At 74.0% G+C, this 11,098-nt stretch carries 8 protein-coding genes; 3 read left to right on the top strand and 5 right to left on the bottom strand.

What is annotated here, in order from left to right:
* Positions 1-50 precede the first annotated feature (50 nt).
* Positions 51-824: an adenosylcobinamide-GDP ribazoletransferase gene (gene cobS / locus ACZ66Z_RS14770; protein WP_469934357.1), complete on the top strand. Its 774-nt coding sequence runs from the start codon at positions 51-53 to the stop codon at positions 822-824.
* Here cobS and ACZ66Z_RS14765 read toward each other — a convergent pair.
* The 5 genes from ACZ66Z_RS14765 to ACZ66Z_RS14745 are packed head-to-tail and all read right to left on the bottom strand — an operon-like array spanning position 821 to position 7,556.
* A complete protein-coding gene (locus ACZ66Z_RS14765; RefSeq protein WP_469934356.1) occupies positions 821-1,615 on the bottom strand; it encodes an endo alpha-1,4 polygalactosaminidase in 795 nt (264 codons plus the stop codon). The genes cobS and ACZ66Z_RS14765 overlap by 4 nt on opposite strands.
* Entirely contained in the window at positions 1,612-2,232 is a 621-nt protein-coding gene (locus tag ACZ66Z_RS14760; protein WP_469934355.1) for a spherulation-specific family 4 protein, read from the bottom strand. Before ACZ66Z_RS14760 ends, ACZ66Z_RS14765 begins: the two co-directional genes overlap by 4 nt.
* 7 nt (positions 2,233-2,239) lie before the next feature.
* Positions 2,240-3,895: a hypothetical protein gene (locus tag ACZ66Z_RS14755; protein ID WP_469934354.1), complete on the bottom strand. Its 1,656-nt coding sequence runs from the start codon at positions 3,893-3,895 to the stop codon at positions 2,240-2,242.
* Complete coding sequence (gene pelF / locus ACZ66Z_RS14750; RefSeq protein ID WP_469934353.1) at positions 3,892-5,421, bottom strand: GT4 family glycosyltransferase PelF; 1,530 nt, start codon at positions 5,419-5,421, stop codon at positions 3,892-3,894. The genes ACZ66Z_RS14755 and pelF overlap by 4 nt, the downstream gene beginning before the upstream one ends.
* Before the next feature lie 26 nt (positions 5,422-5,447).
* On the bottom strand, positions 5,448-7,556 hold the full coding sequence (locus ACZ66Z_RS14745; protein WP_469934352.1) for a hypothetical protein: 2,109 nt from the start codon (positions 7,554-7,556) through the stop codon (positions 5,448-5,450).
* Positions 7,557-7,859: 303 nt separating this feature from the next.
* Between ACZ66Z_RS14745 and ACZ66Z_RS14740 the strand changes: the two genes are divergently transcribed.
* Together ACZ66Z_RS14740 and lpdA are read left to right on the top strand one after the other, a co-directional pair.
* Entirely contained in the window at positions 7,860-9,383 is a 1,524-nt protein-coding gene (locus ACZ66Z_RS14740; protein WP_469934351.1) for a leucyl aminopeptidase, read from the top strand.
* Positions 9,384-9,678: 295 nt separating this feature from the next.
* Positions 9,679-11,067 carry a dihydrolipoyl dehydrogenase gene (gene lpdA / locus ACZ66Z_RS14735; RefSeq protein ID WP_030691860.1) on the top strand — a complete coding sequence of 463 codons (1,389 nt, stop codon included), beginning with the start codon at positions 9,679-9,681 and terminating at the stop codon, positions 11,065-11,067.
* Positions 11,068-11,098 lie beyond the last annotated feature (31 nt).

Raw genomic sequence — 11,098 nt, 5'->3', positions numbered from 1 at the left:
TGGGAGATATGCGCAATCTACCGTTCGGAGGCGGCGATTACCCTGCCCGGATGGACGGCCTGCGTTTCGCCTTCGGCACCCTCACCGTGTTCCCCGCCCGCATCACCCGTTGGGACCGGGACGCGGCGCGCGCCGGCATGCTCAGCGCCCCGCTCGCGGGGCTGGCCGTCGGGCTGTGCTCCGCCGCGGCCGGCGCGGCGTTCCTGCTGCTCGGCTCGGGGCCGCTGCTCGCGGCCGTCGTCACCACCGCCGTCCCCGCCCTGCTCACCCGGGGCCTCCACCTCGACGGCCTCGCGGACACCGCCGACGGCCTCGGCAGCGCCAAGCCGGCCGAGGACGCGCTGCGCATCATGAAGCAGTCGGACATCGGCCCGTTCGGCGTCATCGCCCTGGTCCTCGTCCTGCTCGCCCAGGTCGCCGCGCTGTACGAGCTGTACGGGGAGGGCTGGGAGCGCGGCACCGTCGGCGCGGCCCTCGCCGCCACCGTGGCCCGCCTCGCCCTCACCCACGCGTCCCGTCACGGCGTCCCGGCGGCCCGCCCCGAGGGCCTCGGCGCGATCGTCGCCGCGACGGTCCCGACCCGCTCCGCGACCCTCACGACCGCCCTGGTCCTGGTCCTCGGCGCCGCGACGGGCCTCCTGCTCTCCCCGTACGACGCCGTCCGCGACGTCCTGGCGGTCGGCGCGGGCCTCGGCGCGGCGGCGCTGCTGCTCCGCCGGTGCGTGCGGCGCTTCGGCGGGGTGACGGGCGACGTGTTCGGCGCGGTGGAGGAGACGGCGGCGACGGCGACCCTGATCGCGCTGACGCTGGGGTCGGCCGGCTAACAGGCTTGGCGCCAGGCATCGAGCTCGTACCGCTTCCGCAGGGAGCTGAGGCCCAGCTTCCGGGCCCGGGGGCAGAACTGGTCCGTCGTCAGCTCGTACTCGACGTGGAAGACGGCCTTGCCCGCCGCGACGAACGGGGTGAGACGGCCGCACTCGTCGTACTCCGCGCACTGCTCGTCGACCGCGAAGTCGAAGTCCGGGAGCAGCTGCGGGATCTGGTCCAGGTCGTTCTTGAGGCCGACCGCGAGGCCCCGCTCGTGGGCCATTCCGGCGACGAGGCGGTTGTAGCGGAGCTGGTCGGCGGCGGTCAGGGGGAAGCCGGTGCGGTTCGCGTAGCCGTCCATGTTGTCGGGTTCGACGGCGTCGAAGCCCTTGTCCCGGCACATGTCGAGGCGTTTCGCCACGAGGGGCGCGAGGAGGTCGGTGCGGCGGATGTCGAGCCAGCGCTCGCCCTCCCAGCCGTTGCCCCTCCCGAGGAGGGCCTTCGGGAAGTCGGCGGCGTCGGGGCGGAAGTCCTCCCAGGCGCCGGTGGAGAGGTAGCAGATGACCTTGCGGCCCCGGCGGTGGAGGTCGGCGACGGTCGACGCCGGGTGGTCGAAGCCGTCGATGTCGTACACCGGGACGTCGACGGCCGGGTCGAGCCGGCCGCTGAGCTGCCACTGCCAGGCGAGCCCGGGGGCCGGCCGCCAACGGTCGCCGGTCGTCTTGGAGTCCGGGGCGGGGGCGGCCGTGCAGGCCGTGACGAGGAGCAGGACCGCCGTGAGCAGGACCATCGGGCGGGCGTGCCTCATCGGGCGGGCTCCAGGAGGTGCGGGAGGGTGCCCCAGGGGTGCGCGCCCGTGCCCGGGACGGCGCAGTGCACCGGGGTGGCCGGGCGGAAGTCCGCCGGGGCCGCGTAGACGAGGTGGCAGTAGTGGGCGGCGACCGGCAGGTCGAGCGTCCGGTACGTGTCCCAGGGGCCCTCGAAGGTGACGAGGAGGTCCGCCTGCGCCTCGTAGCCGGGATCCGGGTGGGCGCCGTGGTTGAAGACCAGGGTCGCGGCCCCGGCGGCGCGGGCGGCGACCGCGATGCGGCGGTAGTGGACGAGGGCGGCGGGTGCGGTCGCCACCTGGTCCAGGAAGGCGCCGTCGGCGCCGTACCAGTCGCGGTGGCGGACCAGTTCGGCGACGACCTCGGCGTGCGGGCGGCGCCCGTAGGCGGTGTCCACGTAGCCGAGGACCCGCACCCCGGCCGCCCGCAGCCGCCCCGCGGCCTCGGCGAACGCCGGGTCGGGGGCCTCGCCGACGCCGCTCGCCGGGTTGAGGACGACGCCGTACAGGGACGGCGCCGCGCCCACGAGCGCCGACCAGGCCTCGGGGCGTTCGGACGGGTGCTCGTAGTACGGCACCAGGAGGGAGGGGTTCGTCATGGCGTCCCTAAGCACGGTGGGTGGTCGGTCGTACCAGCAGGGCACAGGTCAGGGCGGCGAGCGCGGCCGCCGCTCCCCCCGCGGTGAGCGGGCCCGCCGCCGGGTGCACGGTCTGCGCGGCCGCCGCGAGCAGGCAGACGGTGGCGGCGCTGAGCACCGCGCCGAAGGCCTGGAGCAGCAGCCCGAGCCAGAGCACGGTCCCGATCAGGAGCAGGGTGACCAGGCGCGGGAGCGTCGGCCACGGCGCGCCGGGCCAGGCCAGGGTCGCGGCGAGGGTGAGGGCGAGGAGGACGGTGAGGTAGCCGCCGAGGCAGAGCACGAGGGTGCCGGTGACCGCCCGGCGGAACGCGCGGGCGGTGGTGAGGGTCCGCAGCCGGATGAGGCTCTCGCCCCGGAAGCGGTGCAGGAGCCATTCGGCGGGGCCCATGGAGAGGGTGAGCGCGATGACCGCCCCCGCCCCGCTCACCAGCGTGTCGGCCACGCCCGCGTGGAGGACGAGCAGGCCGCTGCCGAGGCCGAAGAGGCCGTACGGGAGGGACGCGGTGCGCGGGGGTCCGCCGCGTCCCGCCGCACCCCGGCGGACTCCGGGGCGCAGGACGGACGCGGCGAGGGCGGTGGACGCGGCGAGCGAGGCGAGGAGCAGGCCGGCGCGCAGCGCGTCGGGCAGGTCCCAGCGGAAGGCGGGGACGGCTCCGGCGAGCGGCAGCAGGGCGCAGAGCAGGGCCCGTTCCCGGCCGAGGACGAGGAGCACGGTCGCGGCGGCGAGGTAGAGCGACTGGCCGGCGGCGAAGACGGCGGCCGGGATCTCGCCGGGCCCGGCGGTCGCGAGGGCGACGGACGTCCCCGCGAGGGCGCCGGCCGGGGCACCGGTGAGCAGCGCGCGGGCGGCGGCGGGCCGGTCGCCGAGGCCGAGCCAGGTGTACGCGCGGTGGGAGAGGGCCTGGTTCCAGACCCAGCCGGTGACGGCCCCGGCGAGCAGCGGGACGGTCCCGGCGGGAAGCCCGAACCGGCCGTGTTCCGCGACGAGCAGCGGAGCGGCGAGGACGTACGCGAGGCCGGGGAGCGCGAAGACGAGCCCGCGCAGCAGGCAGCCCCACAGCTCGCCGTGCCAGACGCCGGCGGACGGTGCCGACGGCTCGGGGTGGCGCCGCTCCACGCGCGCGTAGAGGTCCTCGGCGAGGGAGAAGGAGTCGGCGCGGCCGTAGGTGAGCCGGATGTGCTCGTCGGTCATGCCGTCGGACTCGAGGATCGCGGCGATCTCGTCCGGGTGCACGGCGGCGGCGACGAACCCGTCGAGCCGCGCGGCGAGTTCGTCGAGCGGATCGGCGGCGAGGCCGTCTCCGGCGGGGGGCGCGAGGGTGGGCGCCGGTGCCTCGGCGGGGCCGGAGGGCGTCGACGCCTCGGCGGGGCGGCCGTCGGGGGCGGTGGCGGTGGGGGCCGGTGGTCCGGCGGCGGGTGGTCGCGCCCCCTCGCCCCCGGTGGCCGGGGCGGCCGGGGTCGGACGCCCCGCCCGCTCGGCGGCGACCGCCCCCGGCGCCCGGGGCGGGCTCGGGGACGGGACGTCGTCGGGGCGGGGCGCCGGGTTCTCGCGGCGGGGGCGGGGGATCCTCGGGAGAGGGGTCGCCCCCGTCGTCGGGGGTTTCAGCCAGAGGGAGCCGCTCATGCCGGGGTGCCTCCTGTGACGAGCGCCGGGGAGGTGCGGCGCGGGGCGGGGATGCGCAGGCGGAGGGGGAGGACGGCCGGGGCCGGGCGCGACGGGCGGGCGCCCGCGAGTTCGCGGTAGATCTGCCGGAAGCCGTCCACCGAGCGGTGCAGGGTGAACCGGTCGATCACGCGTCGGCGGGCCCGGCGTCCCAGTTCGGCGCGGCGGGCGCCGTCCCGGAGGAGCGCGGAGACGGCGGCGGCCATGACGGCCGGTTCGCGGGGCGGGACGACGATCCCGGTGTCGCCGACGGCCTCCCGTACGCCTCCGACGTCCGTGGAGACGGTGGCGCGGCCGCAGGACATGGCCTCGATGAGGGAGAAGGGGAAGCCCTCGCTGATGGAGGAGAGCACGACCACGCTGCCGGCCGCGTAGGCCGAGGGCACGTCGGAGACCCGGCCCTCGAAGGAGACGTCGTCGGCGACGCCGAGTTCGGCGGCGAGTTTCTCCAGGCGGGTCAGGTAGTCCTCGTTCCCGGCCGGGACCGGGCCGAACAGGCGGAGCCGCAGCGCCGGGAGTTCGGCGCGGGAGATCGCGTACGCCCTGATCAGGGTCTCCAGGTCCTTGATGGGGTCGACCCGGCCGCACCAGCTGAGGGTGGGGGTCTCGGGTTCGGGTCCGGCCTCGGGGAAGAGGGCCGGGTCGACGCCGTTGTAGACGGTGCGGATGCGGTCGGCGGGGGCTCCGCCGCGCTCCTCCCAGCGCCGGTTGTACTGGTTGCAGGGGGTGATGAGGTCGGCCTTGCGGTAGCCGAGGGTGTTGAGCTCGCGGTAGAAGCCGAGCATGAGGGCCTTGACGGGCCAGCGTTGCGCTTCGGTGCGGTAGCCGAGGTAGCGCTCGCGGAGGTAGATGCCGTGTTCGGTGAGCAGGAAGGGCACCCCTTCGAAGTGCTGCGCGGCGAGCGCCGGCAGCGTGGCGAGGCCGCTGGAGACGGCGTGCGCCACGCCGCCGCCGGCTATCCGGGCGGCGAGCGGACGCAGGGCGTGTTCGAGCAGGTCGGTGGCGGTGAGCGCGTCGTGGACGGTGGGCCGGGCCGCGAGCGTGGGCAGGTGCGGCATGGTCCAGATCCACATGAGGGAGCGCAGGGCCTGCTCGGAGCGGAGTGCGGTGGTCAGCCTCCCCTGCCGGGCGAGTTCGGCGAGTTCGTACAGGCCGGTGCCGAAGTCGCAGTCCGCGTCGGGGTCGAGGAGGGCGAGCAGGACGCGTTCGTACGCGTCGAGGAAGCGGCGGCGTTCGCGTCCCCGCGGGGGCCGGCGCACGGCCGGTCCCCGCGGAGGCCCCCAGAGGGGGTGGGCGGTGTGCCGGGTGACGTTGGGCGGCAGCTCCCATGCGACGGGTTCGCGGCCGCTGCCGGTGAGGGCGAGGATCTCGAAGTCGACCTCCGGCATGCCGCGGACGAGCTGGTCGCACCAGGTGCTGACGCCGCCGTGGACATGCGGGTAGGTGCCTTCGGTGAGCATGGTGACGTGACGGCCACTGCTCGGCATGAGCGAGTCCCCCCAGGACGTGCTGGTCAGGCGGTCGGGAGCGTGAGTGTGACGGCGGTCTGGAGCGGTTCGGGCGCGGTCCAGGCGGAGCGGGTGCCCGCGTAGGGCGTCCCGAAGGCGGTGGTGCCGAGGAGGAGCCGCTTGCGGGTGCCCTCGGGGGCGGTGACGGGCACGGTGACGCCGGAGGGCGCCTTGACGGTGATCGTGGTGCCGACGCGGTAGGCGGTGACCTTTCCGGCGGCGACGGCCCGGTCCCAGGCGGCGCGGCGGTCCAGTTCGGTGCCGACGTCCCTCTGGGCCGGGTTCACCAGGGGCGCGTTCGCCGCGAACAGGGCCCGGTAGTCGGCGAGCACGCGGTCGAGGACGGGGTAGAGGAGGCGCTCCTCGGCGAGGTTGGACTGGTGCACGTAGTGCGGCCGGGGGTCGTTCCCGAGGACGTGGGAGAGGGCGGTGCGGGCCTCCTGCGGCACGATGTGGTCGGCGTAGCCGGTGGCCGTGGGGAGCGGGGCGGGCAGGCACGTGGAGGCCGGGTCGGACTCGCAGACGCCGCTGCCGCCGTCGGTGCGGGAGGTGTAGATCCAGTTGTACTCGTCGGTCATCTCGGCGGCGGTGCCCACGTTGTAGTACACGTTCATCGGGTGGCGGGGCACGGTCTTCGCGGCGCCGTTCCCCACGGCGCGCTGCTCGGGCTCGCGGGAGTCGTCGCTCGCGGTCCACTTGACGCCGTTGTCGGCGAGGGCGCCGGCGAGGTTGGGGTTGTCGGCGGGCTGCTGGGGCAGGGTCCTGAGGCCGGAGTGCTCGCCGGTGACGAGTTCGGAGCGGTCGACGGGGATGCCCTTGCCGACGGCCCAGTCGTGGTTGTTCCGGATCTGGCCGGAGAGTTCGGAGCGGCTGGTCCAGAGGGTGTTGCCGGCGGTGTCGGTGGCGCACCGCCAGGGGACGACGGTGTTGTCCTGGACGCAGCCGAGGAAGGGGTGGGTGTAGGTGTGGTTGATCCACCGGTACTGGGCGCGGTCGGCGACGAGCCGGGCGGTGAGCGGGTCGGTGCCGCCGTGCTCGGTCTTCCACTGTTCGCCCTGGCCGCCGTTGTAGACCATGTCGAGCGTGAGGCCGGAGGACTTCTGCCAGGCGGCGGCGTACTGGGCGTCGGCGGCCGTCATGCGGATCGGGTTCGCGCCCTCCCCGTCGCCGCCGACGCAGTCGAAGTCGCCGGGGGTGCAGTTCAGCGCGGGGTCCCAGCGGGCGTCGGGGGCGAAGACGTCGTCGACGTGGACGGAGAGGTAGTTGCGGCTCTGCCCGAGGTGGACGCCCTGGGTGAGCCAGTCGACGATGCCGCGGGCGAGGGCGCGGAACTGCCGCTGGTACCGGTTGTAGGCGAAGGTGACGACGAGTTCGCGGCGCCCGTCGACGGCGTACTCGCCGACGAGGCTGGCCCGGCCGCCGTCGACGGGCACGTCGAGGTAGCTGGTGTAACCGGCCCGGGGGCGGCCGGCGTAGCCGTAACTCTCACCGGTCGCGGGTTCGTTGTCCTCGAAGGCGAGCGCCCCGGCGAGGTACCCGAAGGGGCCCGCCCGTCCCGCGGCGGTGACGCCGGCGGTGGTCCCGTCGAGGACGCCGGACCAGCCGCCCCGGTCGGTGTAGTCGAGGCCGACGCCGGGGTGCGACCAGGTGAAGGCGTCGACCTGCGGGATGCCGAAGGTCCGCTCGTACGCCTGGAGGGCGGCCTGCTCGGCGGAGTCGGGACCGAAGGCGCTCTCGTGGGGCAGGACGACGCCCTGGTACCTGGCCCGGGGCCGTCCGGTCGCGCTGTCGGAGGGTTCGCTGAGGAAGGCCGCGTCCACGACGGGCCGGTTCGGGTCGTCGAGGTCGATCCTGCGGTACGGGACGCCGGAGCCCTCGAGCTCGGCGGTGATCGCCCCGACCGCGCTGCCGCCGTCGTCGACGACGAGGACGGTGAGGTCCACGCGGGGCGCCGTCTCGGCGACCGCCTGCGCGGAGGGGACGACGGTGGCGAGCAGCGCGGCGGCGGCGAGGACCGCGATCCTGCCCGTCCGGGGCGCGATCCCGCCCGCGCGGGACGCGGTGCGGGCGGTGCGGGGCGCGTTTCTGGGCGTACGGATTCGGTCGGAGTCCATGCGGATGTCCCCCCTCGACGGGCCCCGCCCGAACCGGCGGGCCCCGTGGAGATGTCGCAGATGAGGCGAAGGACGGTGTGTCGTCCTTGCGTGAATGAGGCGAGTGTGACCGGGCGACCGAGGCCGAAAGGGTAAACATGAAAGAGACACCACGGATGAGTGAATCAGCGTCGCCGTGATCGAACCTGGTGAGCGAGCGTAGGCTCGTTCCCGGCGCTCTCCGGGCCGAAATACGATGCGGCGGGCACGGTCGGCCCATCCCTCGACCGCCACAGAACTCAATGGAAGCGAGATTTCACCACCGTGACTGCTCTCACTCTCAGCACTGCCGGCGCGGCGACGCTGCGCGCCGACGCCCTCGTCGTCGGCGTCGCGAAGTCCGGGAAGGCGCTGGTCGTCGCCCCGGGCGCCGAGGCCGTCGACAAGGCCTTCGACGGCCGGCTCGCCGCCGTCCTGGAGACCCTGGGCGCCTCGGGTGCCGAAGGTGAGGCGACGAAGCTGCCCGCCCCCGCCGGTCTCAAGGCCCCCGTCGTCCTGGCCGTCGGCCTCGGCGCGGCCCCCGAGGACGGCGAGTCCTTCGACGCGGAGATCCTGCGCCGCGCCGCCGGCACCGCCGCCCGCACCCTGACCGGCTCGAAGAAGGCCGCGTTCGCGCTGCCGATCGTCACCGCCGAGGACGCCTCCGCCGTCGCGGAGGGCGCCCTGCTCGGCGCGTACGCCTACACCGCGTACAAGGCGGCCCCGGACGCGAAGGCGGACAAGGACGCGAAGGGGCCCCTCGCCGAGGTGGTCCTGCTCGGCGCCAAGCCGCGCGACAAGGGCCACAAGGCCGCCGCCGAGCGCGCCCAGGCCGTCGCCGAGGAGATCAACCGCGCCCGCGACCTGATCAACCAGCCGCCGAACGACCTGACCCCGGCCGCCTTCGCCGCCGTCGCCCAGGCCGCCGGCAAGGAGCACGGCCTCAAGGTCCAGGTCCTCGACGAGAAGGCGCTCGCCAAGGGCGGCTTCGGCGGCATCCTCGGTGTCGGCGTCGGCTCCGTGAACCCGCCGCGCCTGGTCCGGATCGCCTACACCCACCCGAAGGCGGAGAAGACCCTCGCCCTCGTCGGCAAGGGCATCACCTACGACTCGGGCGGCATCTCCCTGAAGCCGGCCGGCCACAACGAGACGATGAAGTGCGACATGAGCGGCGCCGCCGCCGTGTTCTCCGCCGTCGTCGCCGCGGCCCGCCTCGGCCTGGAGGTCAACGTCACCGGCTGGCTCGCCCTCGCGGAGAACATGCCGTCCGGCTCCGCCACCCGCCCGGGTGACGTGCTGCGCATGTACAGCGGCAGGACCGTCGAGGTCCTGAACACCGACGCCGAGGGCCGGCTCGTCCTCGCCGACGCGATCACCCGCGCCTCCGAGGAGCACCCGGACGCCATCGTCGACGTGGCGACCCTGACCGGCGCCATGGTCCTGGCGCTCGGCGACCGCACCTTCGGCATCATGGCCAACGACGACGACTACCGGACCGCGATCCACGAGATCGCGGAGGAGGTCGGCGAGCAGTCCTGGCCGATGCCGCTCCCCGCGGACCTGCGCAAGACCATGGACTCCCCCACCGCCGACATGGCGAACATGGGCGTCCGGATGGGCGGCGGCCTGATCGCCGGCCTCTTCCTGCAGGAGTTCGTGGGCGAGGGCATCACCTGGGCCCACCTGGACATCGCGGGCCCGGCCTTCCACGAGGGCGCCCCGTACGGCTACACCCCGAAGGGCGGCACCGGCTCCTCGGTCCGCACCCTGGTGAAGCTGGCCGAGCGCACGGCGGCCGGCGAGCTCTGAGCACCGCGGGCGTGGCGGGAGGCCCCGAGAGCTTCGGCTCCGGGGCCTTTCCCGTTCCCGACGGCTGTTCGCTCGCGACGAAATCCGTAGGTTCGTACGCTCTCGTGCCCCCTCCGGACGGACGATCGGCCGTCCCGGAGCACGGCCCCGCGTCCCGTCGTCCGTCAACAAGTGCGAAGATGGGTTCTCGGCAGGACAGGGCCCCCACCACAGGGCCGAAATAAAGCGGCCGGACACCAGCCGCCGCCAGGTCGTCGACGACCGGCGACGAGCGCACATGCATGGAGGACGTGACGTGGCGAACGACGCCAGCACCGTTTTCGACCTAGTGATCCTCGGCGGCGGTAGCGGCGGTTACGCCGCGGCGCTGCGCGGAGCGCAGCTGGGCCTGGACGTCGCACTGATCGAGAAGAACAAGCTCGGCGGCACCTGCCTGCACAACGGCTGCATCCCGACGAAGGCCCTGCTCCACGCCGGCGAGGTCGCCGACCAGGCGCGCGAGGCGGAGCAGTTCGGTGTCAAGGCCTCCTTCGAGGGCATCGACATCAAGGCCGTGCACAAGTACAAGGACGACGTGATCTCGGGCCTGTACAAGGGCCTGCAGGGTCTCGTCGCCTCCCGCAAGGTGACCTACATCGAGGGCACCGGGCACCTGTCCTCCCCGACCTCCGTCGACGTGGACGGCCGTCGCGTCGAGGGTCGTCACGTCCTCCTGGCCACCGGTTCCGTGCCGAAGTCCCTGCCCGGCCTGGAGATCGACGGCAACCGGATCATCTCCTCGGACCACGCGCTGACGCTGGACCGGGTCCCGGAGTCCGCGATCATCCTCGGCGGCGGCGTCATCGGCGTCGAGTTCGCCTCGGCGTGGAAGTCCTTCGGCACCGACGTCACGGTCATCGAGGGCCTGAAGCACCTCGTCCCGGTCGAGGACGAGAACAGCTCGAAGCTTCTTGAGCGCGCGTTCCGCAAGCGCGGCATCAAGTTCAACCTCGGCACCTTCTTCCAGTCCGCCGAGTACACCGACAACGGCGTCAAGGTCACCCTCGCCGACGGCAAGACCTTCGAGGCCGAGGTCCTCCTGGTCGCCATCGGCCGCGGCCCGGTCTCCGCCGGTCTCGGTTACGAGGAGCAGGGCGTCGCGATGGACCGCGGCTACGTCCTGGTCGACGAGTACATGCGCACCAACGTGCCGACGATCTCGGCCGTGGGCGACCTCGTCCCGACGCTCCAGCTCGCGCACGTCGGCTTCGCCGAGGGCATCCTCGTCGCGGAGCGGCTCGCGGGCCTGAAGCCCGTGCCGATCGACTACGACGGCGTGCCGCGGGTGACGTACTGCCACCCCGAGGTCGCCTCCGTCGGCATCACCGAGGCCAAGGCCAAGGAGATCTACGGCGCGGACAAGGTCGTCGCCCTGAAGTACAACCTCGCGGGCAACGGCAAGAGCAAGATCCTCAAGACCGCGGGCGAGATCAAGCTCGTCCAGGTCAAGGACGGTGCCGTGGTCGGCGTCCACATGGTCGGTGACCGCATGGGCGAGCAGGTCGGCGAAGCGCAGCTGATCTACAACTGGGAGGCGCTGCCGGCCGAGGTCGCGCAGCTCATCCACGCCCACCCGACGCAGAACGAGGCGCTCGGCGAGGCCCACCTGGCCCTGGCCGGCAAGCCCCTGCACTCCCACGACTGACGCTCACGTCATCACAGGGCGCGACGACCAC

This window comes from Streptomyces sp. NPDC107498, assembly GCF_055582805.1.
The sequence above is the reverse complement of the archived record's forward strand: the minus strand, read 5'-3'. Positions and strand labels throughout refer to the sequence as shown.

Excerpts from the sequence above, each read along its gene's own strand:
- cobS (WP_469934357.1), top strand. The coding sequence starts at position 51 with ATGGACGGCCTGCGTTTCGCCTTCGGCACCCTCACCGTGTTCCCCGCC.
- ACZ66Z_RS14765 (WP_469934356.1), bottom strand. The coding sequence starts at position 1,615 with ATGAGGCACGCCCGCCCGATGGTCCTGCTCACGGCGGTCCTGCTCCTC.
- ACZ66Z_RS14760 (WP_469934355.1), bottom strand. The coding sequence starts at position 2,232 with ATGACGAACCCCTCCCTCCTGGTGCCGTACTACGAGCACCCGTCCGAA.
- ACZ66Z_RS14755 (WP_469934354.1), bottom strand. The coding sequence starts at position 3,895 with ATGAGCGGCTCCCTCTGGCTGAAACCCCCGACGACGGGGGCGACCCCT.
- pelF (WP_469934353.1), bottom strand. The coding sequence starts at position 5,421 with ATGCCGAGCAGTGGCCGTCACGTCACCATGCTCACCGAAGGCACCTAC.
- ACZ66Z_RS14745 (WP_469934352.1), bottom strand. The coding sequence starts at position 7,556 with ATGGACTCCGACCGAATCCGTACGCCCAGAAACGCGCCCCGCACCGCC.